The sequence below is a fragment of the Ruficoccus sp. ZRK36 genome (assembly GCF_019603315.1).
Classification (GTDB): Bacteria; Verrucomicrobiota; Verrucomicrobiia; order Opitutales; family Cerasicoccaceae; genus Ruficoccus.
On record NZ_CP080649.1, the window covers coordinates 1065660 to 1092537 of the forward strand.

Sequence of the window (26878 nt, forward strand, 5' to 3'; positions counted from 1 at the left end):
GAACGATTAATGATTCTATGCCTCATGGCAATCCATGCAACCCTAATCCATATGTATGGAGCTGCGGGGGCATAGACACCGTATTGAGCCTGATATAGATTCGGAGGCGTATCATTAATGGTACGAAACCCACGCTTAAACCCCTCAAAAAAAGATACTATTATGACCCCAAGAACCCTTGTACTCGCGCTGGCATCCCTCACAGCCGCCAGTTTTGTCCAGGCACAGTGGACAGATCTCGTCTCTGATGATTTCGAAAGCTACACCTTCGGTGAGCAGCCCACTGGTAACTGGTATCGGCTTGGAAACAATGCCTCCTCTGGCTCGAATGAGTTGATCACGGATACCGATGGCGGTATCGCCAGCGCCTCCGGGCTGGACCTTCCCGGCTCTGGCGCAGGCCATGGCAATGCCCTTTACTTTTATGATAACAACACCAAGGGCTCTGCGCGTGCCGGTCTGAATCTGGACCCGACCGGCAGCTCGAACTACGACATCGTGCGCATGAGCGTTGATTTCAAATTTGATGCGATTGGGTCTACCTCGACTGGTTTTGGTTTCATCGGATTGGTCCCGGCTGACTTTACTGCCTTTGGAGGGGCAAAGTCCACGGCTCTGGCGATTAACCTTAGGTACGATGCCTCCCTGAGCTGGAGTGGCGGTAGCATCGATCTCAATGATACCAACTGGCACTCGCTGGAAGTCGTGGCTAACCGTACGGACGGCTCCTTTTCTTACACGGCCTTAGACGGTAGCGGGTCAACCAGTATCGACGCCAATAGCTACGACCTGTATGTCGACGGGGCGCGTGTTGGTTCCTCTGTCGCTATGGTGGTGCAGGATGACGACAGCATCCTGGAGATGGGGCGCTTCGGAATAAATACTTATAGCGGGTCAGAAGGGGTCGAGTTTACCATCGACAATCTGAAGACTTACACCGCCCCCGTTCCCGAGCCTGCCGAATCGGCTGTTCTGCTGGGAGCCGTGGTACTGCTGGCAAGCTGCCTCCTGCGCCGCAAGCGCGCGTAATCCTGCATGTTTTTTGGCATCATCCGACGAGGTAGATCCCGTCGGATGATGATAAATTACGTGTCCATGGGATAATTGGATCCATATGTATGGAGAGGACTCGTCGTGGACAGGTAAGGGCAGCGTAGCTAAGTTCGTCCATGTATCATCACTGGTACAAAACCATGCTTAAAACCCCTCAAAAGAAGATACTATCATGACCCCCAAGACCCTTGTATTCGCACTGGCATCGCTCACGACCGCCAGTTTTGCCCAAGCCCAGTGGACAGACCTCGTCTCCGATGATTTCGAAAGCTACACCTTCGGCGAGCAGCCCACTGGTAACTGGTATCGGCTGGGAAACAATTTCTCCACTAGCTCCAACGAGTTGATCACGGATACCGATGGCGGTATTGCCCCAGACTCCGGCCTGGATCTTCCCGGCACCGGGGCAGGCCATGGCAAGGCCCTATACTTTTATGATTACGGTGGTGGCTCTGCACGTGCCGGGCTGAACCTGGACCCGACGGGCAGCTCAAACTACGACATCGTTCGTATGAGCGTTGATTTCAAGTTTGATACGATTGGGACCAGCTCGGCTGGTTTTGGTTTTATCGGACTTGTCCCTGCCGACTATGTTACCTTCGGAGGGGCAGACTCTACGGCGCTGTCGATTAACCTTAAGTATAATGCCTCTCTGAGCTGGTCTGGTGGTAGCCTCTCGCTCAATGATACCAACTGGCATTCGATGGAAATTGTGGCCAACCGCACGGACGGTTCCTTTTCCTATGACGCTCTGGACGGTAGCGGAACAGTGAGCATCGACGCCAATAGCTACGACCTGTATGTCGACGGGGCGCGTGTTGGTTCCTCTGTCGCTATGATTGTGCAGGATGACGAAAGCATCCTGGAGATGGGGCGCTTTGGGTTGAATACTTACAGTGGGTCAACAGGGGTCGAGTTCACCATCGATAACCTGAAAAGCTATACCGCCCCCGTTCCCGAGCCCGCCGAATCAGCTGCGCTGCTGGGAGCCGTGGTCCTGTTGGCAAGCTGCCTCCTGCGCCGCCGCAAGCGCGCGTAAATCGGCTCTGCTTTTGACATGCTCCGGCGGGGGCGACTCCCCGTCGGATGCGTGCCCAAGCATCAGGCTCATATCCCACACCGTTTAGATCGGTATGACAAAACTCCGTCTGATGAAGATAAACTACGAGCTCCTGCGATGGGATGATCCATATGTATGGAAGGTCCATGCCGTGGACAGGTAAAGGCAGCTCAGCTAAGTTCCCTCATGTACCAGCGCTGGTACAGAAACTCATGTTTAAAACCCCTCAAAAGAAGATACTATCATGACCCCCAAGACCCTTGTATTCGCACTGGCATCCCTCACAGCCGCCAGTTTTGCCCAGGCGCAGTGGACATCCCTGGCCTCAGATAATTTTGAAAGCTACACCTTCGGTGAGCAGCCCGGTGGCAACTGGTATAAGCTCGGTAGCAATGCCTCTTCTGGCGCAAATGAGTTGATTACTGATGCATCTGGCGGCACTGCTTCTGCTTCAGGGATCGTCCTCCCTGCTACGGGTACAGATAAGGCGTTGTACTTCTATGACAATGCCACCCCGAGCACGTCCCGAGCCGGTCTGAATCTGGATACCAGTGGCAGCTCGAACTACGATGTTGTCCGAGTGAGTCTCGACTTCAATTTTGCCACTGTCGATTTGGAGAATACAGGATCTTTTGGCATTATCTGTCTGACGTCGGCCGGAAATACGTCTTTCGGTGGCCCGTTAAATCAGGCGATGTCGATTACCCTTCGGTACGACGGTACTCTTGCTTGGTCGGGAGGTTCACTGGCCATCGCTGATACCAACTGGCACTCGATGGAGATCGTGGCCAATGAAACTGATTCGTCGTTTTCCTATGATGCCCTTGATAGCAGTGGTCAGACGAGCATAGATGCTAATAGCTTTGACCTCTATGTCGATGGTGCCCGAGTTGGCTCATCCATCGCTTTGATTCAGCAAGATGACGACAGTTATATCGAGTTGGGGCGCTTCGGTGTGAACACTTACAGCACCGCCGTTGGAGCCGACTTCATGATCGATAACCTGGAGACCTTCACCGCGCCCATTCCCGAGCCCGCCGAGTCGGCTGCGATGCTCGGTGCCGTGGCTCTGCTGGTTGGTTTCCTCCTGCGTCGTCGCAAGCTTTAGTCCCGGGCGAGGGGTCCGGGATTTGAAAGGTACTGCTACGGGGCTTCGGCCCCGTGGCAGCGCCGATTAAAGCCCGCCTTAACCGGATACCGTCACATCTCGCTTTAACATTTTCTCTGTCGTGCTCCGTTGGGCATGGCCGGGGTATTTCTATCGATTGAATTGACCATGAACAGTGCATCTACAAAGCAGCCGAATATTATTTTCATGATGGCCGACCAGCTCCGCTGGGATTTTCTGGGCTACGCGGGAGCGGATTTTATCCATACCCCGAATATCGACCGTCTGGCTGCCCAGAGCACTCGCTACTCGCGCGCCTATTCGCAGCACCCGCTGTGTGTGCCTGCACGCGCGGCGCTCATTACCGGCATGCACGGCCTCACTACGGGGATTTTGACCAACGGGCAGTGGGTTCGCCCGGACTACGCGAAGCAAGGCATCCAGACCTGGCCCCAGCGCTTGGAAGCCGCGGGCTACCACAGCGCGGCCGTTGGGAAAATGCACTTTTACCCCTGGACCGAGCGCATGGGCTTTGGCTTCCGCTCCGTGACCGAGGATAAGCGCTGGCCGTACATCCGCGATGATTACTACCGCTATCTGCGCGGACACGGCAGCCGTAAGTACACGGGGCTGGAGCACGAGGGGTATCAGGATAACAAGGGGGCGATCATCAGTCGTAACCCCTGGGAGTTGTCCTGGGATCACTTCGTGGGCATGGAAGCGGTCGACTACCTGAATACCTATGGTGGGGATACGCCTTTTGCCATGATGGTCGGCTTTACGGGGCCGCATTGCCCCTATGACCCGAACGAAGAATTTGTCTCGAACATCGACATCGACAAGATTCCTGACCCGGCTCCGAGTGTTCCGGGAGATTGCGATGAGGCTAAAAAGGCCAACCACGCGGGCTGTAAGGGAGGCTGGAACGGTGTTGACCTGGATGGGTGGACGCTGGAGCAGAAGCGCCGCGTGCGCCAGCACTACGCCGGCCTCGTCCAGCAGATCGACTACGAGGTCGGAGAGATCCTGAAGGCCCTCGAAGCCGCCGGACAGCTCGACAACACACTCATTATCTTTACCAGTGACCACGGCGACTATGTCGGTGACCACGACATGGCGGGTAAGGGGACCTACTATGAAGGCAGCTGCCATATCCCGATGATCGTGCGCGATCCGGTCAGCCCCGAAGGGGTCGACTGCGACGATCTGGTGACCCTCACCGACGTGACGGCGACCATGCTCGCCTACGCAGGTGTAGAGCCGCCGGCCGAGTGGGAGAGTACTCCTCTGCCGAAGCTGCCCTACATGGGGCGTGGGCGTCCGGATGTGCCGACCCGCAGCAGCGTGATCGGCGCTCTCTCCAATGCCCGCATGTATTTGTCCGGTGACTGGAAGTACTCCAAGTACGCGACCGGGGAGATGACGCTCTTCAACCTCGCTGAGGATCCTCAGGAGCAGCGTAACCGTGTCAACGACCCTGAATGCTTCAAGCTCGTGCTCGAGTGCGAGCAAGCCCTGTGCCGTGCGGAGATCCCGATGACGCAGGATGGGCACCGCGATAAGGTGGTTGAGATGGGGGATCACCTCTGGCGGAGTGAGTCCTTTGGGCGCGAAGGCTACGTCCGCACGTACCCCTATCCGTGGGATAAGTCGCATACCCCCTCCAATTAGTAAGTATAAGGCGGAGGCTTTGCCATTTATAGCCGGATAGTATTAATGTCTATCCGACTGCTCCTATGTGGCGCAGATGGCCGTGGCCGAGCGGAAATACATGCAGGTGGTTTGCGATAGTGGGATGGTGGGTTTTTACTAAACGAGTTTAGTAAAAAAGCCCTTGTTGTGGTATAGTGTTAGGGTCTATTTTACATAGACTCCAACAACAGCTTTAGCTCCCCAAACTAAAGCCCATCAACAGGCACTACTCATGTTTCTACCCCTCTTCACTCGATATCTCCGCTCTCAGATCGGGCGGGTTGCACTTCTTTCACTTGGTAGTTTCGCTCTTGCAGCTACCAGTCAGGCTACCGTGCTAGCCTACGATACGTTTGATAGCTACACCTCCGGCAGTTCACTTTCTGGGCTCGATGGCGGCTACGGCTGGGAAAGCAGTTGGTCAACGAATGTGACGACCGATGTCAGTAGCTCATCGAGCATCTCGTTTAACAATGGCAGTATTGTTCGTGGTGGTGGTAACTCTTTGGTTATTAGCTCACAGTCAAGCTCTTCCGCCATCACGCGTAGTATGGCGAGCGACAGTAGCACCTACACAGGCTCGACCTACTATACCAGCTTCATCTTCCAGGTTAATTACGGTACGGGTACGAGTACAACCGTCACGAACGTCGGTTATCAGGAGGGAAGCTCTTTCTTTGGTGTAGGTGTAGATAATGGTACGACTTCATCGGTGACCAGCCTGCCCCAAGGCGGCATGAACGGGGCCAGAGCTTTTGCACGCGTTAATGCAAGCGGTGTAACCGATAATGTTGATCAAAATCAGATTAAATACAATAACACCTACTTTATGGTAGTTGAGCATGTCTGGAGTGGTACGACGAACTCCTACAGCTCAGTGAACGTTTATCTTTACGATGAGGCGAATACCATCAGTGGTCAGGTTGTGTCCTACGACGGTACTGCCAGCGAAACCAGCATCGAGCAGTTGGCCATGCGCGTTTTCTATATTGGTGGAGGTGACCGCAATGGTGAGGCCTACACGAATGACGTCGATTTGATTTTCGATGATTTCCTTTTCGCCGACAGCTTTGAGAGCGCAACCGGGGCTATCCCTGAGCCGAGCACTTATGCGGCACTGGCTGGGCTGGCAGTCCTTGGCATTGCCGTCCTCCGCCGCAAGCGCCGCGGTTAAGCGTGGAGTCGGCAAGTAGCCAAGTTCACACTATGCCGAGGGGCGTTATTTTCCGAGGAGGAGTATCCGTTTTTTATAAGTCCGTAAATCGCTTGTTAAGATGCCTTTAAATAGGGGCTTCGACTTGCAGTTTCCGACAGGTTTGATATACTATTATCATAGTTTGTTCTAGCAGCCACATCACCTATGCATTGTGTGGCTTAATATCTGTAATATTCTACCCCACCCCTATTCCCCATGTTTTCCCCTCTTAAGTCATCCCTTTGGCGTACCCCTCTTACGAGAGCGGCGCTTTTAGCCCTTGGCAGTTTGTTCGTTGGAGCGACCAGCCAAGCTGCAGTCCTCGCCTACGACACTTTCGATAGCTACACGAGTGGTAGCACCCTTAGTGGGCTTAATGGGGGCTATGGTTGGAATGGCGCTTGGGCTTCCAGCGTGAGTACCGACGTCACCAGCTCCGAGAGCATCTCGTACAATTACAACGGCATCGTTCGTGGTGGCGGTAACTCTCTGGTGGTCAGCAGTCAGGCGAATGAAGCGGTTGCCAGAAGTCTGGCCGGCAACGCCTCTACCTACACGGGAGCCGACTATTATGTCAGCTTTATCTTTCAGGTTAACTACGGGACCGGGACCGGGCAGATTTCCAACAGCAGCTATTCCGAAGACAGCTCTTTCTTTTCCGTAGGTGCTGGCGAAACTGCTACGCAGGCTCCTAACCTTGCCTTGGGCGGGGTGATTGGGCCGAGGCCTGTTGCTCGTATCAACGGCACCGGCGCCTCGGGTTCGTCGGTTGCAGATTACAACACGACCTACTTCATGGTGATTGAGAACGTCTGGAGCGAAACGTACAGCGCCTACACCCAGACAAATGTTTACCTCTACGATCAGACCGGTGAGGTTGCCGGGCTTGCAGTCAGCACGACGAATACAGCTTCCACTCAGAACAGCATGGAAAAGCTGGCGATGCGGGTTTTCTACATCGGAGGTGGTACAAACGGGGGCGTGCCCTACACCAACGACGTGACGCTGACCTTTGACGATTTTCTCTTTGCCGATAGTTTCGAGAGCGCAACGGGAGCCATCCCTGAGCCTGGCACCTATGCCGCACTGGCCGGGTTGGCTGTCCTCGGTGTCGCGCTCCTCCGTCGCAAGCGCTCATAGTCTCCTCTAACGCTGTCGCGGATGCCTCATGGCTGACTGTTAATTAGTCAGTGCTTGGTGTTTTGTTTTTTATATCATTATGGGGTAGTATTTAGATGCATCATATTTGCATCTGTCGAGATCTCATAAGGCTAAGCATGGCATTCTGATTGGGGATATTTTACTTGCGGCTACGGGGGCTTAGTAATAGGTTTATAACGTACCTTTCCCATACCCCAACTGACCAACATTCTACCCCCATGCGATTCACCCAACTCCTTGCCCCCCTCCGACTTCCAGCGGCTCTGGTTACATTAGGCCTACTCGCTCCAGCGATCAGTGCGCATGCGGCTGCGCTGGCGTGGGATACCTTCGAAGATTACACAGCCGGCAGCTCATTAAATACCCAGAACGGTGGTACCGGCTGGACGAGTGCCTGGGAAAGCTCAAACGCCACCCAGGTATCATCCACGAGCATCTCCTACAACAGCGGCGGTATTGTCCGCGGAGGTGGGAACTCGATGGTGATCAGCACATCGAGCACAGATGCGCTTGTTCGTGACACTTTCACCAGCGGTCAGACTGGTAGCGACTTTTACGTCAGCATGATTTTCCAGGTCAACAATCCTGAGATGGGTGACACAGACAAAGTGGGGGCTGGCTACACGGACAGTGGCTCATTCTTTGTCATGGGTGCTAATAACAGTTCGGACACGGGGATTTCGGCACTGTCCCGGGGTGGCATGAATGGCAGCGAGATTAACTCGCGCGTCGCTGGCGATACAGCGAGTACCAGTAACAATACGATCTACTATTCCACGACGTACTTTTTAGTCGTTAAATACGGCTGGGATGCCACTGCCAACGCCTACAGTACCGTAGAAACCTGGCTGAACCCCACGACATCCACAAGCAGCGGAACTTCTGTCCTGAACGAAGCCGGAGCGGGTGGTTCGAACAACATCGTCGGTATCAAATCACGCGTCTTCTACGTCGGGATGAGCGGTTCTGATCCGGTATACGACAACACCACGACGTTGGCTTTTGACGACATTGTCTTTGGCGACAGTTTTGCCAGCGTGACCGGAGCGATTCCTGAGCCGGCGACCTACGCGGTCTTTGCCGGGCTGGCCATACTGGGCATCGCAGTTTTGCGGCGCCGGTATCGCTCCTGAGTGGCATGGCGGTTATCGTTACAAATTTTACCACGACGCGCACTGTTTGACCATTACGTAGATTCATCGTAGATTTAGGTTTCACCTCCTGTATTTTCCGCTCCATGTTTCACTCAAGATTCGTTTCCCCCCTATGTTCCCTTTTGGCACTGGGCGACATCGGCTACCAACACTGTCGTCGATGCTGGTTTGAGTTTTAACGCCGGTGGTATCGTGCGTGGTGGAGGCAACGCGGTGAACCTGACGTCCGCTAGCACCTATGCCATGGTGCGTGATGTTTTCGAGAGCCTCAATACCAGTGGAGCGGACTACTACCTGAGCATGGCTTTTCAGATCGTAAGTGAGTCGTCTACCGGCACGGTTGGTTCCGGGACCTCATACTTCGCCTGGGGCGCCGATGATGATGTGACTTACGTGCATAATCAGACCCTCGGCGGTACTAATGCATCGAACGTTATTGCCCGTGTGGGGGACGCTAGTGAGTATCGGGCCTCCACAGCGGCCAACCTCAAGTATGGAACGACATATTTCCTGGTCGTCGAGTATGGTGGCTGGGATTCAGGCGTCAATGGCTACACCACTGCGACCTCCTGGGTCTATGCCGACGATGGCGAGGGAGGCACTACCATTGTCTCGGCCACAAAGACCGTAGTGTCGGAGACGACGGGCTCGAAGGGCATTATCGGCCTGAACCTGCGCACGCATTTCATTACGGAAGATACCCACCTTTTGTTCGATGATATTGTCTTCGGAGACAGCCTGGCCAGCGTGACCGGAGCCATTCCTGAGCCGGCGACCTACGCGGTCTTTGCCGGGCTGGCCATACTGGGCATCAGCATTCTTCGCCGTAAGCGTCGCTCCTAGGAGAGCGTTTTTAGAAACGATTTTATGAAAAAGCCGCAGCCGAAACGTGCTGCGGTTTTTTTGTGCCTGTCGGATGCCACCCCTCAAGGAGCTTTGTCCTGTGCATTTAAGAGGGGCGGGGGAGAGGGCCGTCCCAGCTCTCGGTCTTCAGGCGGATGCCGCCCATCTCGCGCATCTTCTCGGGGAGCATGAGGTAGACCCAGACCTGTCCGAGTGAATCACCGTCGAGGTCCCAGCATTCGACACTGCGGCGTTGGTACTCGTTTTCGGCTTCAGGGCGCCCCTCGACATAGCCTTCGAGTTCGTCGAAGCCTTGCAGGGCCGCTTCATCCTGCAGGGTAAGCAGGACGCCCTGTGCCCAGCCTTCACCCTCCAGTAGCCCGGGATAACCGGGGGAGAGGTCGTAGAGCAGGCCACGTACACGGGCGGGCTGATGGGCGGCGACTTTCCCCTCCGCATAGCGGCCCCAGTAAAAGCCGCCGGGCTTGAGCGTGCCATAGACGAATACGCGCAGACCAGCGGGATTACTTTGCTTTGGAGCCATGCATGTCGCGGTTTTGCATTTGGCGGCCGGGGACAACGACCTCTGGATCGTCGTAGTTTTTCATCTGGCCGGGAGGTGCTGGCAGCAGGTTGGTGCCGGATTCGGTGGTGGCACTCAAAAAGATCATGACACGCTGTCCGCCGGACTGGCGGGATTTTTCCAACGGGATGAGCGGGATGCCCTGCTTGCCGTTGCTGCCGCTGGTTGTGCTGGAGCCGCCGATGGCGACGGTGCCGCCATCGGGCACGGTGATGCGGGTTGCGGCGCCACGCACGATGATGTCGTCTTTGCCGCCGCTGCGGCTGACCACAGGCGTCAGCATCACGTCGATATCGCCGCTCTCCGGTTTTACGCGTGGGAGCACCTGGAGGAATTCGCCGACGGGTACACGGGCATAGATGGTCTCGGGGTTGCCCCATGCATCTTCCTGCTGCCCGAGTGTGACAAACTGGTCCGAGGAAACCTGAAGGTAGGCGGGGTCGCCGCTCATGGTTGTCGCCTCCATAAACTGCTCGATGCGGCCGCCCTGGCCGGAGTCGATCAACTCGAGGGCGGCATCAAATTCCGAGCGCGGAAGCACCGTCTGCCTGGAAATATCGAGGCCGAAGCGTTTCTCCATGGCGGTGTTGATCTCGGCCACGTAGACGGTGAGTGAGACCTGCTTGAGGGCCTGATCCAGCTCGGCAAGCAATTGCCCGAGCTGTTCGAGCTGGGTGGAGGTGCCGTTGGCGATGATCGTATTCGTGCGGGTATCAACGCTGGCGCTGCCGTCGGGGCTCACCATCTGCTCAGCCACAGAGAGCAGCTCCTGGGCGTCACGGTTCTCAAGCTTAAAGAGTTTTACTTCAGTCGTGCCTTGCGCGAATGCACAGACGGGCAGCATCCATAGGGCCAATAGAGTCAGGCAGAGGAATCGCATGAGGTAGATGTTAAATCGCTGGCCTGCAATTTCAAGTATTTGGCGCTTTCTCGTTCTTGAGCAGATGGGAATGTTTGGAAAATTTTAGGGTTTATTGTTCATGCAATACCTATAAATATCATTAAAAGATGAAACACCGCCTGTTTCTACTTGGTATTCGATGTTACTATTACAACATCAAGCTTTGCTTATGGGTGAGCCGACGTATCCATAAGAAGAGCCTGAAGCGCTGGGCGTTTCTCTGTCTCTCGCCTTGGCTACTGCTGCGTTGGCTGGCTTTCGGTCTTTACGAGTGGGGAGTGGGGCGTGCCCTGGTGGAAAGGCAGAAGCGCCGTGAGGCGGGGATGGACTTTGAGCACGAGTTGTCGGTCGTCGCGATTGCCAAGAACGAGGGTTTGTATGTGCGTGAGTGGGTGGAGTACCACCGGCTGATCGGTGTCGGGCAGATTATCTTTTACGATAACGAAAGCACCGACGGGACGGCCGAGCTTTTACAGCCTTACATTCAGTCCGGGTTTGTGAAGTATCATACCATTGTAGGAAAAGCTCAGCAGCTGCCTGCCTACAACGATGCCGTGCGCCGGTACCGGGACACGACGCGCTTTATGGCCTTTATCGACCTGGACGAGTTCATGAAGACGAGGGTGGATTTTGAGCCGATCGGGGAGGTTGTCTCTCGATTGATAGAGGGCAGAAAGGGCGCGGTTGGCATTGGGGTTAACTGGCATGTCTTCGGAGGGGGCTTTCACAAGACACGCCCTGATGGATTAGTGATCGAGAGTTATACGCGCTGCTCCGAGCGTCAGACTCAGATGAATGCCCACATTAAGACGATTTGTAATCCGCGCTTTATCAAGGAGTACATCAGCCCGCACTTTCCGCTATATGTGCTGGGAGCCTCTGCGATCAGTCTCAGCGGTAAGCGAATCTATGCCTGGTTCGCCGATCCGCTTTGCGACCCGGTCATTCGCGTTAACCACTATTCGTGCAAGTCGGAGGAGGACTATCAGATCAAGATGGCTCGCGGCATGGGCGACCGTATCGGCTCCTACGACATGACCTCGTACCGCGCGATGGATCTGAATGACTGTGAGGACATCTCGATGATGGTCTATGCCTGTGTCCTAAAGCAGCAGATCTCTAAGGTCATGGAGCTATAGCCGGACGCCCCCATCGGGGCTGGCAATCCTGGAATCTCCAGCGGCAGATGCCAGGGGCTGGAATCATCCGCCGGTATCGGCGATCGCGATGGTGATCGGTTTGCCTTGTGTGATCAGCACTTGAACTCATGGGCGTTTAAGCTTATCTACTAGCCCCTTTTCACCATGAACCGCGTCCACATAAAGACCTACGGCTGCCAGATGAACGAGCGTGACTCGGAGGCGGTGGCTGCCATGTTGCGCACCCGCGGCTACAGCATCGTGGACGATGAGGCCGAGGCCGACGTCGTGCTGCTCAACACCTGCTCCGTGCGCGATCAGGCAGAGCAAAAGGCTATCGGCAAGGCCAGCCACCTCAACCGCCGTAAAAAGCGCAACCCGAACTTTCTCGTCGGCGTCATGGGCTGCATGGCGCAAAACCGTGGCTCGGATCTGCTCGACCGCCTGCCGGATCTCGACCTGCTGGTGGGCACCCAGAAGTTTCACGCCGTCCCGGACCACCTCGATAACCTGATCAGCAGTCTGCAGGGGCAGGGGCCGCGCCCCTCCACACTCGTAGACCTGGAGGCCGAGGAGGGCTCGCAGAACACGATCCGCGATCATGCTCCCGGCGAGCGCCAGGTGTCGGCTTTTGTCAGCATCATGCAGGGTTGCAACATGAAGTGCAGCTACTGTATCGTCCCCAAGACCCGTGGCCCCGAGCGCGGGCGTCCGATAGACGACATCGTGGCCGAGATCGAGCAGCTGGCGGCCAACGGGACGAAAGAAGTGACCCTGCTGGGCCAGATCGTCAACCAGTACGGTATCCGCGAGTTCCCGTTTGTGGACGGCAAGAGCCCCTTTGTGCAGCTGCTGGAGCGCGTCAACGCCATCGAGGGCATCGAACGCATCCGCTTCACCAGCCCGCACCCTTCCGGCTTTAAGCAGGACCTGATTGACTGCTACGGACGGCTGGAAAAGCTCTGCGAGTACATCCACTTTCCACTGCAGAGTGGCTCGGATAAGCTGCTCAAGGCGATGCGTCGCCCCTACACGGTGGAGAAATTCCGGCGCATCCTCGACGCCATGCGCGCCCGCTGCCCGGACTTGTGGGTGTCTACAGACGTCATTGTCGGCTATCCCGGCGAGACGGAGGAGGACTTTGACATGACCTGCGAGGTCTTCGAGCAGATCGGCTTCGATATGGCTTTTATCTTCAAGTACAGCGTCCGCCCGGACACGACCGCCGAGGCCCTTGGCGATCCGATCCCGGCCGAGGTCAAGGATGCACGGAACAAGCTCCTCCTCGACAAGCTCCAGGCCCGCTCACTGGCCCGTAACCAGTCCTTGGTTGGGCAGACGCTGGAGGTGCTGGTCGAGGGGCCGGCCCGGCGCGGAGAGAATCGCTTCACCGGTCGCACCCGTGGCTACCGCAAGGTGGTTTTTGACGGTAACGAGCGCCTTGTCGGCCAGCTTGTGCCGGTGACGATCCGTGAGGCCACCGTCACAACGCTGGATGGGGAGCTCGTCCTGAGCGGGGTGGACGCCGATGTGGCTGCACTCTGAGGCGACTCTCTTGCTAGTCGCCAGAGGGCTGTCATCTCTATGAGGAGGTGCACACCGATATTTAGAGGATTATTTCTCTGGGAGGGGTGTGTTTACGATATTTTTACAAATTAAGCGGCCTGATGCTTGCTTTGCGGGGACTGTTCATCAACATGGCGCGAGGTGAGTAGAAAATGGACGAACTACATGGAATTTATCCGGCGTTGCGGAGGGGCTGTGACCTTCGAGCGTTTCATGCGTGAGGCGCTTTATCACCCGGATAGCGGCTACTACTCTCAGCACATTACGAATGTCGGGCGTGAGGGCGATTTTTCCACAACCACGACGTTAAACTCCATCCTTGGGGACGCCGTGGCGGCCTGGCTGGTTGATCAACGGCACCGGCTCTTTGGGGATACGCCCTGCGCAGTGATTGAGCTTGGCCCCGGTAATGGCGCTCTACTGCGGCAGGTTCACCAGGCACTGGAGAAGGAAAAGCGTATCGAGGGCTTTAGTTTCTGTGCGGTGGAGACCTCTCCGGTGTTCCGGGCTGGACTGCGTCGCAGTTTCCAGGGGGCAGTTGAGGTCTGCGACACACTGGCTCAGGCGCTGGAGCTCTGCGATGGGCGTGCGCTCATCTACTCGAATGAGTTTGTGGATGCCTTTCCGGCTGTGCAGCTGGCGTGGCGCAAGGACGACTGGAGGGAAATTTACGTCGGGGTAGACGATGGGGAGCCCCATGAGTGGAGCAAGCCGCTGCTGCGCGGGATCGACGCCGACGCTCCTACCCGTGTGCGCGAGGACCTGCGCATCTTTGTGCATCCGTCCTACCATGCCTGGCTGCGGCGCAGCCTGTCCCGGCTCAAGCTCGGGGCGGTACTGACGATCGACTATGGCAAAGCCTATCCCTCGACCGAGTGCCGCGCCTACCGGCGTCACGAGCGTCTGGAGGGGATGGATATATTCGCGCATATGGGCGAGCAGGATGTGACCTGCGATGTCAACTTTACGGACCTGCGGCGTTGGGGCGAGCAACTGGGCCTTCGCACGCGCGGCATGGGCTCGCAAGCGGAGTTTTTGGAGAAGTGGGTGCCCGATTTGGCTGAGCGCGTGCAGGCCAGCCCGGCTGCGGCTTTTGTCGCGGACCCCTTCGGGGCTGGCGGGGCTTTTTACGTACTTGAGCAGGTACGCCCCCATGTTTGAGGCGGCAGGCTTGCATCGGCGGTAAATGCGAGGCAGAATCCTACGGACTTGAACGCCGTTTAACCATGTGGGACGAAGCTTACGACACCGACGAATACGTGTTCGGCACTGCGCCGAACGACTTCCTGGCTCAGCAATACAAGCAATTGCCGAAGGGGGACATCCTCTTCCTGGCCGGGCAGGGCTATCACGTGACGGCGGTGGATAACTCCACGGTCGGCCTGAAAAAAGCCGCTGCCCTCGCCAAGTCAAAAGGCGTCGAAGTAAACTACATCCACGCCGACCTCGCCGAGTATGACCTCGGCCGTACATGCTGGGACGGCATCGTGGTGATCTTTTGTCACCTGCCGCCGGAGCTGCGGGCAAAGGTTTACCGGGGCATCGTGAATGCCCTCAAGCCCGGTGGCCTGCTCCTGCTGGAGTGCTACGGGCCGGGGCAGATGGCCTTTGGTACCGGGGGGCCGCGTGAGGAGTCGCTGCTCCTCAGCGCGGACATCGTTCGCCGCGAGCTGGTGGGGCTGGACTTTGAGCTTTTGGAGGAGAAACACCGTCCGGTCGTTGAGGGCAAGCGCCACAGTGGCCAGGCCTCCGTCGTCCAGGTCCTCGCCCGTCGGGCTACACCCGCTGGCAATGACGGGGCCTAGGCTGGGTCCTGCTCTGGGGAAGAATCAGTTTGACGCTCCGGCGAGGCGGGTGTTCTTTTTTTTGCATCGATATGAATCACGCACGCACGCGCACCCTCGTTATTGTAGGAAGCTGGATTCGCCTTTGGGCGGATGGAGCTCTCCGGTGACGCCGTGTGCGCATCTGCCGGAGCGGCCTGACGGATCAGGGCTTTCGCAGATGAACGTGAGACACCAGACCGCCGGGTCGCTTTTTCTAAAGCGAAGTCAGCCATGAAACGACCCGAATCCCAAACATCTCCCATCGACGGACACCGTCGGGGTGTGCTCTTGATGGTCCTGTCCATCTTCCTCTTTGCGGCCAGCAGCCTTATCTTTAAGGCTGCCGGTGATATGCCGGGTGTGACGGGGTGGGTCATTTCTCTGGCGCGTGGCGCAGTTGGGCTGGGGATCGTGGTCGTGTTTTTCTGGCCGCGCGGGCAGTTTCAGCCCACCCACCTCTTTACGAATAAACTGCTCGTGCTTCGCGGCATTCTCGGTGGCGGAAACCTGACCCTCCTCTACATGACAATGCTCGAACTGGGGGCTGGGCGCGCGATCGTGCTCAACTGCATGTACCCGATTTTCGGGAGTATCCTGGCCGCGATTTTCCTGAAGGAGAAGCTGCGGGTGGTGCAGTTCTTCTGGATGGGGCTGGCGTTTTTCGGGCTCACTCTGATCACGGGCATCTGGGAGCAGGGGCTGGACATCAACGGCTACTATGCTCTCGGTGTGCTGGGGGCGTTCGTCGCTGGCTGTGTGATCGTGGTCATCCGGCACCTCTCGCGCACGGAGCACACCGCCACGATTTTCTCTGCCCAGTGCTTTTACGCCGTGCTGGTCGCTATCGGGCCGGTCGCTGCGCACCCGCAGATCCCACCGCCCGCTGCGTTGGCCGTGCTGGTGCTGGGGGGAATCCTGGTCAGTGGAGGTCAGCTCTCCATGACGCGCGCGTACCTGTATCTGCCGGTGGCGCAGGGATCGAGCATGCAGCTCTCTCTGCCGGTCGTAACGGCGCTCGGAGCGGTTGTTTTCCTCGGGGAGCAGTTCAGCCTGATCGAGGCGTTCGGTGCTGCCCTGATCATCGTCGGCTGCCTCCAGATGGTTCGCCTTAAACACCGGGGATGATCCGTCCCGACCCACGCGGTGAATCTCCCGCCCTGCAAGCGAAAGCTGGCATTTGGTGCACTGATGCCCGATATTAGCCGCATGCAGGAAACGGCCAAAGAGGGGCTGCAACGCCGTGCCAAGGCACTGGGGCTGGACGCATTGGGCGTCGCCCCGGTCGATCTGTCTTTGCGCCATGACTACTACCTGCGCTGGATCGCCGAGGGCCGCCATGGCGATATGGGCTGGATGGCGCGCGACAATATCCGCCGCATGAATCCCGAGCGCGTGCTCCCGGAGGCCCGCAGCATTATCTGCGCGGGCATTAACTACTGGCAGCCGGAGCCGTCTCGCCGTGGCCGCATCGCCAAGTACGCCCTCGGCGGCGACTACCACAAGGTCGTGCTCAAGAAACTGAAGCAGTTGTGCAGGTATCTGCGCGAGGAGCATGGCGGGGCGCAGCGCCCCTACGTCGATACCGGTCCGGTGCTGGAGAAGCCTGTCAGCATGCATGCGGGTCTCGGCTGGCAGGGGAAAAGCACCATCCTGCTCAACCCGGAGCACGGTACCTGGCTATTTCTGGGGATCATCTTTACCACGGTCGAGCTTGAGCCCGATGCGGCCGCGACTGAACGCTGCGGATCGTGCACGCGCTGTATCGATGCGTGCCCGACGCGCGCCATTAATGCCCCCTTCCAGCTCGATGCGCGCCGCTGTATTTCCTATCTCACCATCGAGCACAAGGGCTCCATCCCCGAGGAGTTCCGGACCGCTATCGGCGACCGCCTCTACGGCTGCGACGAGTGTCTCGATGTCTGCCCCTGGAACAAGTGGGCGCGCCTCACCCGCGAGGTGAAGTTCACGCCCCGGCCCTTTCCAGATCTGCGGGAGATGCTCCGGTGGGATCAGCACGACCTCGATACCGTGCTGGCGGGGACCGCCATGCGGCGCATCGGGCTCGTCCGCTGGAAGCGAAATGTCTGCGTCGTGCTGGGAAACATCGGCGAAGCTGCCGACCTGCCCGCGCTTACTCAAGCAGCGGCCGATCCCGATCCGATTATCGCCGAGCACGCGCAGTGGGCGCTCAAGCGTGTGCGGGAGCGCCTCGATGTTTCTTCAGAGGCATCTATTCCGGATTCTCGTCGGGCATAGTTGGTTGTATTGCGTTGCGTTGGGGCGGATGCTGAGATACCTTTTATCACGATGAAGCCCCTTGATCTGCGTGAGTGGCCGAAGCTTGTCCGGCCTGGAAGCCGTGTTTTTATCGGCTCGACGGCAGCCTGTCCTCACGCCCTGGTAGAGTCGATGCTCGCCTGCCGGGAGCGGCTCAGAGATGTCGAGCTGGTGCACATTTTCGTGCTGGGTGGCTCACCCTGGGCGGATGAAAAGTATCGCGACACCTTTAAGGTGAATTGCTTTTTTCTCAGTACCGGCACGCGCGAGTCGGTAAACGCCGGCTGGAGCGATTACACGCCGAGCTTTTTGAGCGACGTGCCCGCGCTTTTCAAGGAAGCGATCCTGCCGCTGGATGTCGCCTTGATCCAGGTCTCGCCGCCGGATGAGATGGGCTTCTGTTCGCTGGGTGTGAGTGTGGATGTGGTGGCAGCCGCAGTGCAGAGCGCCCGGTGTGTCATCGCGCAGGTCAACCCGCGCATGCCGCGCACGCTCGGGGAGAGCTTTCTGCATGTCGACGAGATTGACTACTGTCTGGAGGCCGAGGCCGAGCTGCCCGAGTGGCATCCCTCGCCCGGCGCGGGGGAGGCAAGCATCATCGCCGACTATGTGGCGCAGCTGATTGAGGACGGTAGCACACTTCAGCTCGGCGTGGGCAATATCCCTGACCAGGTCTGCCGCGCCCTGAGCGGACACAAGCACCTCGGCGTGCATACCGAGATGTTCAGCGACGGGGTCATGCGCCTGATGCAGTCGGGGGTGATCGACAACAGCCGCAAGACCTACAACCGCGGACGGACGGTGTCGTCGTTCTGTATCGGTAGCCGCGAGCTGTACGACTTTGTTGATGGTAACCCGCATATCCATTTCCTGCCAACAGAGCTGACGAACAACATTACGAACATCGCCCGGAATACCCGCATGGTGGCAATCAATAGCGCCGTGGAGGTGGACTTAACCGGCCAGGTGGCGGCTGACTCGATCCGTGGCCGCTTCTACAGTGGCATCGGCGGGATGGTAGACTTTATGCGTGGAGCTGCTCTGAGCGAGGGTGGGCTGCCGATCATTGCTCTGCCCTCGACCGCAGAGGATGGTATGACCTCGCGTATTGTGCCCCTGCTTAGCCCCGGCGCAGGGGTGGTTGGCAGTCGCGCCGACGTGCATTTTGTCATCACCGAGTATGGCATTGCCACGCTGCGTGGCCGGAGTATCCGCGAACGGGCGCTGGAGCTGATCCAGATTGCGCATCCGAAGTTTCGGGATGATCTGCTGCGCTTTGCGCGTGAGCAGTGCTACGTGCCGCCCTACCAAAAGCTCGTTCCGCGCCCGACGCGCGAAATCGGCGGAGTAGAATTTGAGCGGCTCAAGCTTGCTGACGAAGAGTACGTGCTGCGCCCCCTGCACCCCTCTGATGAGCGCAGGCTGCAGGAGTTCTTTTATTCGCACACGCCCGAGACTGTCCAGAAGCGCTATGGTTATAACATCACCAGCATGACACGCGAACGCGCGCACGAGCTGGTAAGTGTGGACCAGGAAAAGGACCTGGCTTTGGGCATCTTTGCCGTCAAGGGGCCGCGCCAGCGTATCCACGCGGTGGGCCGCTACTATCTGGACCCGGATGGCGAATCGGCAGAGATCGCCTTTGTCGTGCGCGAGACCAAGCGCAGACTCGGGATGGGCGGAGTGCTGCTGCGGCGCATGATCGAGATTGCCACTAAGCGGGGCCTGAATCGGCTATGGGCATTTGTGACAAGGGGTAACGATCCCATGATTCGTTTATTCTATAAGCACGGCGGCCACGGGGAAAAGGTCAATGACCAGGAAGAGCTACGCATAACCTTTAAGCTGAATGCTGATAAGAGCCCGTCTTTGGGTGAGGATCTTGAATAAACAATCGCATAAAGGGACTAGGGTGAGTCCCTTATGGGTGTTGTAGTGCTCTTATGATTATAGGCATGAGTAGTCTATAGGATATTCAAGAAAATGTAATGTATAGCCTCGTTAAGGCTTGCCATAGTTACCGTCTGACCTAGCTATTGCATGTTTAAACACTACAAACAAGCGAGACTATGAGTATTGATAACGAGCTGAAGCGCATAGAGAAGGCTGAGCAAAACCTGGCCAAACAAAAGAAAAAGCTGATTGATCAGCAGAAAAAAGATAAGGCTGCCCAGGCTAAATTAGAAGCCCTGGTTAAGCAGAGCGGGTTCGCAACCCCGAAGGAGCTTGTTGAGGCGCTGATCGAAAAGTACAACCTGCGCCTGCATCGCCGCCGTACGACGACCGGCTCCACGCCGACGGGTCGCCGCAAGCGCACCAAGATCACTCCCGAGCTTCGTGACGAGGTGAAGACTAAGCTTAAGAGCGAGTCGATGAATAAAGTCTCGAAGGATATGCAGATCAGCTACGCGGTTATCGCTAAGATCGCCAAGGGCGCTTACGATAAGATCAAGTAGACTGAGAGTCCATTTTTCTTACCCAGCGCAGGCCTTGAGGCCTGCGTTTTTTTGTGCCTGTTCACCGCGGGCTGCGTTTTGACAAGGCGTTACAGGTGGCATAAGCTATGCTTAAGCAAATTGTCATGCGGCTCGTATTGCCCAGATGCAGGCAGCGCCTCACCCATGAGGATGAGAGCTTCCTGAGTGATACGCTCGCGGTTTCCACCGGAGCGCGTGAGGCGCTTGTTATGCTGCTCAAGGATTCGCAGATGCGCGATGTCCTGCTGGATGAGAAAGCCGTGCTCCACGCTCTGCTCGAGTCGACACGCCCCCTGCCGGTATCGCCCGATCTTTATTTCTATGTGCTCGTGCGCCACAGCCTGCGAAGTGGCGGGATCGACGATCGCGACCTGGCCGACTATCTGGCCTCGCTCCTGATCGCCTATCTGCCGGAGCGGGGATCAGGGCGGACGCATGTGCCCTACATCGGGGACCGGATGAGTGATATCTCCGCAGCGACCGGGCCGGACCGGTTCTTTATGGTGGTCGAGTTGGCGGACCAGTTGCTTTTTCTAACCGGTGTCTTTCCGGCGCATGTCGAGCACCGTCGGCAGCGGCGAGGGGCTCCGTCTTTAGACTTCTATGAGCATGTCGGTCTGGCGCAGTACCGCACCGCCAGCAGCCATGCGCTCGCGCGCGAATTTTGCCTGGAGCCGATTTTTAACGCGCTCGGTGAGGCATTTCACGAGGTGCGGGTCGGCCTGAACCGCCTTGGTGAGACATTGGCCTTTACGGGGGATGATGGTCAGATGCCCTCCGGCCCGCTGCTGAATTAATGATCCCGAAGCGGCCTGCGTGTTGGATAAAAAAGAACCGTAAGCAGCCCGTTTTGGTGCGGGCCGCTTACGGCTCAAGCTGAGTATATGAACGAAAAGCGTTCTGCGGATTACAGGCGCGGGAGCGTCAAGCCGCCGTCCACCATGATGACCTGACCGGTGGAGTAGGGGAAGTCTCCGCGTGCCAGCGAGCTGACGGCGCGGCCGATGTCGTCCGGGAAGCCCCAGCGCGGAGTCACACACAGACCATCGGCGATGAGCTTGTCATACTTTTCTGTGACGCCAGCGGTCATGTCGGTCTTGATCACACCGGGGCGCACTTCGTAGACCGGGATGCCGTACTCGCCGAGGCGCACCGCGAAGAGCTGAGTGGCCATGGAGAGGCCAGCCTTGGCGATGCAGTATTCGCCGCGGTTGACGGAGATGACGGTGGCCGAGATCGAGCTGACGTTGATGATCGCGCCCTGATAGGCGTCGTCGGCTTTTTTCTGCTCCACCATCCAGCGGGCGGCTGCCTGCGTGAGGAAGTACGCGCCCTTCAGGTTCGTGCCCACCACGTAGTCGAAGCTCTCTTCGGAGGCTTCGAGGATGTCGAGGCGCTCCTTGGGGGCGACGCCGGCGTTGTTGACCAGCACGTTGAGCTTGCCGAAGCTTTCGCGCACGACGGCGAGGATGCCTTCGCGGCTTTCCTTCGAGCCGATGTCACCGCGGGCGTAGGCCGTGCGTGCGCCGAGGTCCTGCAGGGCCTTCAGCGCATCGCCGACAGACTCCTCGGGGCGCATGCCGTTAATGACCAGGTCGAATCCGGCCTTGGCCAGTTGTTCGGCACAGCCGAAGCCGATGCCGCGGCTGCCGCCAGTGACGAGGGCGACGGGTTTGTTGACAGTGTTTTCGCTCATAGAAAATAAGGGCGGGCGCTGCCCGCGATTCGGATTAGCTATCGGCGAGCTTGGCCACGGCCTGCATCAATGCGGGATCGGCCGGGTGTCCAAGCCAGAGCACCTTGCCCTCGGGCGAGATCAAGGCGACGTGCGGAATGGAAGTGATGTTGAGGAGGTCGGAAAGGGGGAAGGCTTCGGTCTCGAGGAGCCATTTGAGAGGCGTGCTGGAGATGTCGAGGTCCTTGGCGACTTTCTCGGCGCTGGCGGCGTCTTCGAGGTTTACCCCGGCGAAGACAATGCCCTTGGCGCTGTACTCGGCGGCGCGGGCTTTCAGCTCTGGCATGGCCTGCATGCACGGTCCGCACCAGCTGGCCCAGAAGTCGATGTAGACGGCCTTGTTGCCTTTGACCAGGTCGCCGAGGGTGGTTTCCCCTCCGGCGGCGATAGCAAGCGGCTTGTCCATCGGGATGGTTACATCCGCCATGACCTTATCCTGCCAGTAGGTGTTGACCCATTCGCCGGCGATGGCCTGGGCGACTTCAGGGACCTGGACGAAAGCCTGGCCGATGAGAGCCGAGGCGGCATCCATATCGCCCTTGTCCCAGCTTTTGCGGGCATCGCCCATCAGCACGATGGCGCGGGCGGCGCGGGCGTTTTCAGAGTTGGGGCCATCCGTTTTCTCGATCTCGGGGATGGCTTTCTTAACGTCGGCGATCTTCGCATCGGCCTGTTCGTTCATGCCGAACTGATAGTAGGCCATGGTCTCCAGAATGGTCAGCTCCATGTCGCTGGCTCCCTGAGCCTTCAGCTGCTGGAGCTGCTGCTGGATGATCTCGACGCGGGGGTCCTGCTGCGGTGCGGCAGGTGCGGACTCCTGCGCGAAGGCAGGCTGGGCGATGAGACAGAGCGCAACGGCGGCGCCCGAGAGAATGCGGGTCAGTGATTTCATAGGGTTTATCCGGTGTGGGTGGAGGATGTTTGAGAGTACCTTGCCCGCGGTAGAGACCGCGGGCAAGGCTTCCCTCGAAACAGATTCCGGTGGAACCGGATAATGACAAGGCTTTAGGCCTTCAGTTCCGGCAGGTCGATCCACTGGCGGGCATCGCTGCTCTTGATGCCGTACTCGGCCAGCTGCACGCCCTTGGCGCCTTCGAGGAGGGTCCAGCGGAAGGGCTCGTCGAGCACCACGTGGCGCAGGAACAGCTCCCATTGTACCTTGAAGGCGTTGTCGAAGTTCTCCTGCTCGGGCACCTTGCTCCAGCCGTCGAAGAAGTCGATGGGCTGCGCGATGTCCGGGTTCCAGATCGGCTTGGGGGTGTTCCCGTAGTGCTGGATCCACACGTCACGCAGGCCGACGATGGCGCTGCCCTTGGTGCCGTCCACCTGCATGGTGAGCAGGTCGTCGCGGCGCACGCGCACGTTCCAGGAGGAGTTGAAGTGGCAGACGACGCCGTTTTCCAGCTCGAAGGTCGAGTAGGCGCTGTCGTCAGCGGTGCACTTGTAGGGCTTACCCTGCTCGTCCACGCGCTCGGGGATGTGGGTCGAGGCGAGGCAGGAGACGCTCTTGACCGGGCCAAACAGGTTGTCGATCACATAGCGCCAGTGGCAGAGCATATCGACGACCATGCCGCCGCCGTCTTCCTTGCGGTAGTTCCAGGAGGGGCGCTGGGCCGGGATGGTGTGGCCCTCGAAGACCCAGTAGCCGAACTCACCGCGCACGCTGAGGATGTCGCCAAAGAAACCATTTTCCTTCAGGCGCATGAACTTGAGCATGCCGGGCAGCCAGAGCTTGTCCTGAACGACGCCGTTTTTGACACCTGCGTCACGGCAGATCTTGTACAGCTCGTAAGCGTCCTCGGTCTTGATCGCGGTGGGCTTTTCGCAGTAGACGTGCTTGCCGGCTTCGGCAGCCTTCTTGACCGCGTCAAAGCGCTGGAGCGTGCCCTGCGAGTCAAAGTAGATGGAGAAGCGGTCGTCGTTCATCACGCTGTCAAGGTCAGTGGTGTACTCCTTGACGCTGCTGATCTCGGTCAGGTGCTTGAGCTTGTTCTCATTGCGGCCGACCAGGATCGGATCGGGCATGATGACTTCGTTCGGGCTGATCTTGACGCCGCCCTGCTTGATGATCGCGTCGATGGAGCGGAGCAGGTGCTGGTTGGTACCCATCCGGCCGGTGACGCCGTTCATGATGATTCCGACTTTGTGTGTCTTCATTTCAGTTTTTCCGTTAACAGTTTTCAGTTTTAAGTTGTGGGGAAATGGAGCGCTCGCTCAGGAGTGCTTCAGGTAGGCTTCCTTGATCTGGTCGAGGAACTTGTTCTGGTCTTCATTCCACCAGCGGTTGGAGAAGATTTCGACTTCGTTGTAACCGGTGTAGCCGGTGGCTTCGACCCATGAGCGGATCTCGCGGATGTTGATCACGCCCTCGCCCATCAGGCCGCGGTCGAGCAGGAAGTCCTCCGTGGGGCTGCGCCAGTCACAGATGTGGAAGGCGAAGAGCTTGTCCAGGGCGGCGCAGCGTTCGATCTCGGCCTTGAGCATGTCGTCCCACCACAGGTGGTAGACGTCCACGGCGACGCCGCAGTGGTCGTCGGCGATGGCTTCGCACATGTCGTTGGCCTGCTTCATGGAGTTCACGGCGGAGCGCTCGGCGGCGTACATCGGGTGCAGCGGCTCGATAGCGAGCTTCACGCCCTTGTCGCGGGCGCGGGGCAGCACGGCGCGGATGCCGTCGGCGATCTGCTGGCGAGCCTCGGGCAGCGAGATGCCGGGGGCGGCGCCAACCACGAGCACGATCAGCGGGGCGCCGATAGCGGCGGCCTCGTCGATGCACTTTTCATTGTCGGCGATAGCGGCAGCGCGCTCGGCCTCGGTCTTACCGGGGAAGAAGCCCCCACGGCAGTACGAGACGATGTCGAGGCCCTTGTCGCGGATCATCTTGCCGGCGTCCTCGTGCGTCATGTCCTTGACGGCGTCGCGCCACACGGTGATGCCGGGCACGCCCTCGCGGGCGAAAGCGTCGGTGGTTTCCTTGAGACTCCAGGGCTTGTGCGTGATGGTGTGGATGCACAGGCGGGAGAAGTCGGTCAGCTGGTTTGTATCCATGATTAAATACAGTTAAGCGGTGATGGGACGACTTAGTTGAAGAAGCGGTAGTAGGGCTCGTCCTTGAGCATGCGGGTGACGAGCAGGGCTGCCTCGCGCATGTGGTAGTCACCCCACATGGAGGCCTCGCCGCAGGCGATCTTCTGCCCGGCGGGGACGTGATCCCAGCCGTTGGGCTCGTGGTAGATGCTGTGCAGGGTGAGGCCCTGATGCTTCGGGTCAGTGGAGAGGTAAGGCTCGTCGAGCAGCGTCTTGAGCGTGGTCAGGCCAGCCTGCCAGTAGCGCTCGGCGTCGGCGGTCTCGCCCTTTTCTTTGAGGTACTTGCCGAGGCGGAAGAGCCCCTGCACACCGATGGCGGCCGCGGAGGAGTCGACCGGTTCCCAATCGTTGAAAGGATCGGCGGGACGCTCGGTGTAGTCGCCGAGCTGATACAGCTTCGGGGCGCCGGTGTCCCAGTACGGGATGCCGTCCGATGCGGTGTTCTTGATGAAGAAGTCGTTGGTGGCCTTGGCGGCCTTGAGGAGGAAGGCCTCGACCTCGGCGCGGCCACCGAGGGGCTCAAGCGCTTCGTCCGGCACGGAGGCGACGAACTCCAGCTGCTCGGGGAAGCCGATCATGGCCCAGGACAGGCCGCGCGTCCAGGTGGTGAACCCGGAGAAGCCCTGCTGGGAGTTCGGGCAGCGGAAGGCGCCGTCGTTGATGTTAAAGATAGCCTCGTGGGAGGTGCGGCCCCACTCGTCGTAGCTGTCGCGGCCTTCGCCGTAGAAGACGTTGTAGGCGGCAGTGGAGCGGGCGTGGTTGAGGGCGCGCTCCAGCAGGTTGATGTCGGCGTCGTTGTCGGTCAGCAGGGTGTGGCCGAGCAGCCAGCTCATTTCGACGGCGCGGATGGTGCGCACGGTATCGACGAAGAGCGAGTGCGGCCCGTTGAAGGAGTAGAGGTAACCGCCCTTGTCGTTCGGGCTCCAGCGCATGGCCTGAACGGCACCGGAGGCCTTGAGGGCCATTTCGTAAAAGTTCATCTCCCAGTCGTCCTGAGCGATCTTACCTTCGCGCATCAGGCGGCGGAGGTTACCGTAGGTGGAGACGTTGTTAAAGCCGTGGTCGTGCACGCCCTTGTGGGTGATGTGCGGGGCCATGACGGCGAGGGTCTGCTCGCGGCCATACTTGAGGAAGCTCTCTTCGCCGGTGGCGTCAAACTGCAGGATGGCCGAGCCAAACTGGAAACCTTGGGTCCACTCCGTCCAGCCACGGGTGGTGTACTTGCCTTCGACGGTGAAGACGGGCGAGCCCTTGGAGGTGTCATATTCGGCCTCGATCAGCTTGATCTTTTGACCGGAGATTTCCCAGAACTTGTCCAGGGCGGGCTTGAGGGATTCGAGGGTGAGGGAGGTATCGATTTTCATCGTTAGAAGCTAGTGGGTTATTGTTTATTAAAGATTAGAAGCGGTTTTCCTTACGCAGGTGGACGAGGACCAGCTCGGAATCCTCCAGCGCTTCGTAGGAGTGCTCCAGAATGGCGTCAAACTGTAGGGCGCGTCCGGATTTGACGATGCGGGTCTCCGAGGGGAGGTTGATCTTGATCTTACCCTTGAGTACCCAGCAGGTCTCGAAGTCGTCGTGGTGCATCTCAGGGCGGGTGATACGGCTGCCTTTTACGGCGCGTCCGTAGAAGACTCTCGCCTTTCCGTAGTTGATGCGGCTAAATTTGAAACCGTCATGCTCATACCCTTCGGCCTTCACCTCGTGCGCCATGCGCGCTTCGGCCAGCCCCAGCAGCTCGGCCGCGCTCATGCCGAATACCCGTGCGAGGCGGTAGAGGGTTTCCAGTTCGGCGCTGGACTGGTTGCGCTCCAGCTTGGAGATGCCGGCGACCGATACGCCCGAGCGCTCAGCCACCTGACCCAGCGTCAACGCCTCCCGCTTGCGCAGGGCGCGCAAGACCGAGAAGTCGTACAGCGGGGCAGATTCGCCCGCGGGGCTGGTGTGGGCGGTGGGCATAGTAAAATTTTCGCTTGCGATAAAAAATAGATAGTTTCATATTGTCAAAGAAAAATTCAAAC

Annotated in this window: 25 protein-coding genes; 17 read left to right on the forward strand and 8 right to left on the reverse strand. The window is 58.4% G+C overall.

Annotation, left to right across the window (positions count from 1 at the left end):
- The first annotated feature begins 162 nt into the window (after positions 1 to 162).
- The 8 genes from K0V07_RS04655 (at position 163) to K0V07_RS04690 (ending at position 9266) form a co-directional block, all read left to right on the forward strand.
- Positions 163 to 1029, forward strand: a complete 867-nt coding sequence (locus K0V07_RS04655) for a hypothetical protein (RefSeq protein WP_220623374.1) — start codon at positions 163 to 165, stop codon at positions 1027 to 1029.
- Between the two features lie 196 nt (positions 1030 to 1225).
- On the forward strand, positions 1226 to 2092 hold the full coding sequence (locus tag K0V07_RS04660; RefSeq protein ID WP_220623375.1) for a hypothetical protein: 867 nt from the start codon (positions 1226 to 1228) through the stop codon (positions 2090 to 2092).
- Between the two features lie 265 nt (positions 2093 to 2357).
- Positions 2358 to 3221 (forward strand): hypothetical protein, encoded by an 864-nt coding sequence (locus K0V07_RS04665; RefSeq protein ID WP_220623376.1) that lies wholly within the window; start codon positions 2358 to 2360, stop codon positions 3219 to 3221.
- Between the two features lie 168 nt (positions 3222 to 3389).
- Entirely contained in the window at positions 3390 to 4892 is a 1503-nt protein-coding gene (locus K0V07_RS04670) for a sulfatase-like hydrolase/transferase (protein WP_220623377.1), read from the forward strand.
- Positions 4893 to 5145: 253 nt separating this feature from the next.
- On the forward strand, positions 5146 to 6087 hold the full coding sequence (locus K0V07_RS04675; protein ID WP_220623378.1) for a PEP-CTERM sorting domain-containing protein: 942 nt from the start codon (positions 5146 to 5148) through the stop codon (positions 6085 to 6087).
- 435 nt (positions 6088 to 6522) lie between these two features.
- Entirely contained in the window at positions 6523 to 7248 is a 726-nt protein-coding gene (locus tag K0V07_RS04680) for a PEP-CTERM sorting domain-containing protein (RefSeq protein WP_220623379.1), read from the forward strand.
- A 239-nt stretch (positions 7249 to 7487) separates the two neighbouring features.
- A complete protein-coding gene (locus K0V07_RS04685) occupies positions 7488 to 8402 on the forward strand; it encodes a PEP-CTERM sorting domain-containing protein (RefSeq protein ID WP_220623380.1) in 915 nt (304 codons plus the stop codon).
- Between the two features lie 234 nt (positions 8403 to 8636).
- Entirely contained in the window at positions 8637 to 9266 is a 630-nt protein-coding gene (locus K0V07_RS04690) for a PEP-CTERM sorting domain-containing protein (protein WP_220623381.1), read from the forward strand.
- 106 nt (positions 9267 to 9372) lie between these two features.
- Here K0V07_RS04690 and K0V07_RS04695 read toward each other — a convergent pair whose 3' ends face one another.
- Both K0V07_RS04695 and K0V07_RS04700 read right to left on the reverse strand, forming a co-directional pair.
- Entirely contained in the window at positions 9373 to 9810 is a 438-nt protein-coding gene (locus tag K0V07_RS04695; RefSeq protein ID WP_220623382.1) for a gamma-glutamylcyclotransferase family protein, read from the reverse strand.
- Positions 9791 to 10729, reverse strand: a complete 939-nt coding sequence (locus K0V07_RS04700) for a secretin N-terminal domain-containing protein (RefSeq protein ID WP_220623383.1) — start codon at positions 10727 to 10729, stop codon at positions 9791 to 9793. Before K0V07_RS04700 ends, K0V07_RS04695 begins: the two co-directional genes overlap by 20 nt.
- Before the next feature lie 194 nt (positions 10730 to 10923).
- Between K0V07_RS04700 and K0V07_RS04705 the strand changes: the two genes are divergently transcribed.
- From K0V07_RS04705 to K0V07_RS04745, 9 genes are all read left to right on the forward strand, one after another.
- A complete protein-coding gene (locus K0V07_RS04705) occupies positions 10924 to 11889 on the forward strand; it encodes a glycosyltransferase family 92 protein (RefSeq protein WP_220623384.1) in 966 nt (321 codons plus the stop codon).
- A gap of 165 nt (positions 11890 to 12054) precedes the next feature.
- Positions 12055 to 13434 carry a tRNA (N6-isopentenyl adenosine(37)-C2)-methylthiotransferase MiaB gene (gene miaB / locus K0V07_RS04710; protein ID WP_220623385.1) on the forward strand — a complete coding sequence of 460 codons (1380 nt, stop codon included), beginning with the start codon at positions 12055 to 12057 and terminating at the stop codon, positions 13432 to 13434.
- Between the two features lie 186 nt (positions 13435 to 13620).
- Positions 13621 to 14616, forward strand: coding sequence for an SAM-dependent methyltransferase (locus K0V07_RS04715; protein ID WP_220623386.1), 996 nt, complete (start codon positions 13621 to 13623; stop codon positions 14614 to 14616).
- A 65-nt stretch (positions 14617 to 14681) separates the two neighbouring features.
- Positions 14682 to 15260 carry a methyltransferase domain-containing protein gene (locus tag K0V07_RS04720; RefSeq protein ID WP_220623387.1) on the forward strand — a complete coding sequence of 193 codons (579 nt, stop codon included), beginning with the start codon at positions 14682 to 14684 and terminating at the stop codon, positions 15258 to 15260.
- Positions 15261 to 15512: 252 nt separating this feature from the next.
- Positions 15513 to 16406 (forward strand): DMT family transporter, encoded by an 894-nt coding sequence (locus K0V07_RS04725; protein ID WP_220623388.1) that lies wholly within the window; start codon positions 15513 to 15515, stop codon positions 16404 to 16406.
- A 63-nt stretch (positions 16407 to 16469) separates the two neighbouring features.
- Positions 16470 to 17537 carry a tRNA epoxyqueuosine(34) reductase QueG gene (gene queG / locus K0V07_RS04730; RefSeq protein WP_255568155.1) on the forward strand — a complete coding sequence of 356 codons (1068 nt, stop codon included), beginning with the start codon at positions 16470 to 16472 and terminating at the stop codon, positions 17535 to 17537.
- A 51-nt stretch (positions 17538 to 17588) separates the two neighbouring features.
- The gene (locus K0V07_RS04735) at positions 17589 to 19448 is read left to right on the forward strand and encodes a GNAT family N-acetyltransferase (protein WP_220623389.1); all 1860 of its coding nucleotides are present in this window, start codon (positions 17589 to 17591) and stop codon (positions 19446 to 19448) included.
- Positions 19449 to 19627: 179 nt separating this feature from the next.
- Positions 19628 to 20014, forward strand: coding sequence for a hypothetical protein (locus K0V07_RS04740; protein ID WP_220623390.1), 387 nt, complete (start codon positions 19628 to 19630; stop codon positions 20012 to 20014).
- 107 nt (positions 20015 to 20121) lie between these two features.
- Positions 20122 to 20832 (forward strand): hypothetical protein, encoded by a 711-nt coding sequence (locus K0V07_RS04745; RefSeq protein ID WP_220623391.1) that lies wholly within the window; start codon positions 20122 to 20124, stop codon positions 20830 to 20832.
- A gap of 110 nt (positions 20833 to 20942) precedes the next feature.
- On the opposite strand, the gene K0V07_RS04750 is transcribed toward K0V07_RS04745, so the two are convergent.
- The 6 genes from K0V07_RS04750 to K0V07_RS04775 form a co-directional block, all read right to left on the reverse strand.
- Positions 20943 to 21731, reverse strand: coding sequence for a 3-ketoacyl-ACP reductase (locus K0V07_RS04750; protein ID WP_220623392.1), 789 nt, complete (start codon positions 21729 to 21731; stop codon positions 20943 to 20945).
- 34 nt (positions 21732 to 21765) lie between these two features.
- Positions 21766 to 22662 (reverse strand): TlpA disulfide reductase family protein, encoded by an 897-nt coding sequence (locus K0V07_RS04755; RefSeq protein ID WP_220623393.1) that lies wholly within the window; start codon positions 22660 to 22662, stop codon positions 21766 to 21768.
- A 113-nt stretch (positions 22663 to 22775) separates the two neighbouring features.
- Positions 22776 to 23927 carry a Gfo/Idh/MocA family oxidoreductase gene (locus K0V07_RS04760; RefSeq protein ID WP_220623394.1) on the reverse strand — a complete coding sequence of 384 codons (1152 nt, stop codon included), beginning with the start codon at positions 23925 to 23927 and terminating at the stop codon, positions 22776 to 22778.
- A gap of 57 nt (positions 23928 to 23984) precedes the next feature.
- Complete coding sequence (locus K0V07_RS04765; protein ID WP_220623395.1) at positions 23985 to 24818, reverse strand: sugar phosphate isomerase/epimerase family protein; 834 nt, start codon at positions 24816 to 24818, stop codon at positions 23985 to 23987.
- A gap of 32 nt (positions 24819 to 24850) precedes the next feature.
- Entirely contained in the window at positions 24851 to 26221 is a 1371-nt protein-coding gene (locus tag K0V07_RS04770; protein ID WP_220623396.1) for a hypothetical protein, read from the reverse strand.
- 34 nt (positions 26222 to 26255) lie between these two features.
- Positions 26256 to 26816 (reverse strand): helix-turn-helix domain-containing protein, encoded by a 561-nt coding sequence (locus tag K0V07_RS04775; protein WP_220623397.1) that lies wholly within the window; start codon positions 26814 to 26816, stop codon positions 26256 to 26258.
- Positions 26817 to 26878 lie beyond the last annotated feature (62 nt).

Excerpts from the sequence above, each read along its gene's own strand:
- K0V07_RS04655 (WP_220623374.1), top strand. The coding sequence starts at position 163 with ATGACCCCAAGAACCCTTGTACTCGCGCTGGCATCCCTCACAGCCGCC.
- K0V07_RS04660 (WP_220623375.1), top strand. The coding sequence starts at position 1,226 with ATGACCCCCAAGACCCTTGTATTCGCACTGGCATCGCTCACGACCGCC.
- K0V07_RS04665 (WP_220623376.1), top strand. The coding sequence starts at position 2,358 with ATGACCCCCAAGACCCTTGTATTCGCACTGGCATCCCTCACAGCCGCC.
- K0V07_RS04670 (WP_220623377.1), top strand. The coding sequence starts at position 3,390 with ATGAACAGTGCATCTACAAAGCAGCCGAATATTATTTTCATGATGGCC.
- K0V07_RS04675 (WP_220623378.1), top strand. The coding sequence starts at position 5,146 with ATGTTTCTACCCCTCTTCACTCGATATCTCCGCTCTCAGATCGGGCGG.
- K0V07_RS04685 (WP_220623380.1), top strand. The coding sequence starts at position 7,488 with ATGCGATTCACCCAACTCCTTGCCCCCCTCCGACTTCCAGCGGCTCTG.
- K0V07_RS04695 (WP_220623382.1), bottom strand. The coding sequence starts at position 9,810 with ATGGCTCCAAAGCAAAGTAATCCCGCTGGTCTGCGCGTATTCGTCTAT.
- K0V07_RS04700 (WP_220623383.1), bottom strand. The coding sequence starts at position 10,729 with ATGCGATTCCTCTGCCTGACTCTATTGGCCCTATGGATGCTGCCCGTC.
- miaB (WP_220623385.1), top strand. The coding sequence starts at position 12,055 with ATGAACCGCGTCCACATAAAGACCTACGGCTGCCAGATGAACGAGCGT.
- K0V07_RS04715 (WP_220623386.1), top strand. The coding sequence starts at position 13,621 with ATGGAATTTATCCGGCGTTGCGGAGGGGCTGTGACCTTCGAGCGTTTC.
- K0V07_RS04720 (WP_220623387.1), top strand. The coding sequence starts at position 14,682 with ATGTGGGACGAAGCTTACGACACCGACGAATACGTGTTCGGCACTGCG.
- K0V07_RS04725 (WP_220623388.1), top strand. The coding sequence starts at position 15,513 with ATGAAACGACCCGAATCCCAAACATCTCCCATCGACGGACACCGTCGG.
- queG (WP_255568155.1), top strand. The coding sequence starts at position 16,470 with ATGCCCGATATTAGCCGCATGCAGGAAACGGCCAAAGAGGGGCTGCAA.
- K0V07_RS04735 (WP_220623389.1), top strand. The coding sequence starts at position 17,589 with ATGAAGCCCCTTGATCTGCGTGAGTGGCCGAAGCTTGTCCGGCCTGGA.
- K0V07_RS04740 (WP_220623390.1), top strand. The coding sequence starts at position 19,628 with ATGAGTATTGATAACGAGCTGAAGCGCATAGAGAAGGCTGAGCAAAAC.
- K0V07_RS04745 (WP_220623391.1), top strand. The coding sequence starts at position 20,122 with ATGCTTAAGCAAATTGTCATGCGGCTCGTATTGCCCAGATGCAGGCAG.
- K0V07_RS04750 (WP_220623392.1), bottom strand. The coding sequence starts at position 21,731 with ATGAGCGAAAACACTGTCAACAAACCCGTCGCCCTCGTCACTGGCGGC.
- K0V07_RS04755 (WP_220623393.1), bottom strand. The coding sequence starts at position 22,662 with ATGAAATCACTGACCCGCATTCTCTCGGGCGCCGCCGTTGCGCTCTGT.
- K0V07_RS04760 (WP_220623394.1), bottom strand. The coding sequence starts at position 23,927 with ATGAAGACACACAAAGTCGGAATCATCATGAACGGCGTCACCGGCCGG.
- K0V07_RS04765 (WP_220623395.1), bottom strand. The coding sequence starts at position 24,818 with ATGGATACAAACCAGCTGACCGACTTCTCCCGCCTGTGCATCCACACC.
- K0V07_RS04770 (WP_220623396.1), bottom strand. The coding sequence starts at position 26,221 with ATGAAAATCGATACCTCCCTCACCCTCGAATCCCTCAAGCCCGCCCTG.
- K0V07_RS04775 (WP_220623397.1), bottom strand. The coding sequence starts at position 26,816 with ATGCCCACCGCCCACACCAGCCCCGCGGGCGAATCTGCCCCGCTGTAC.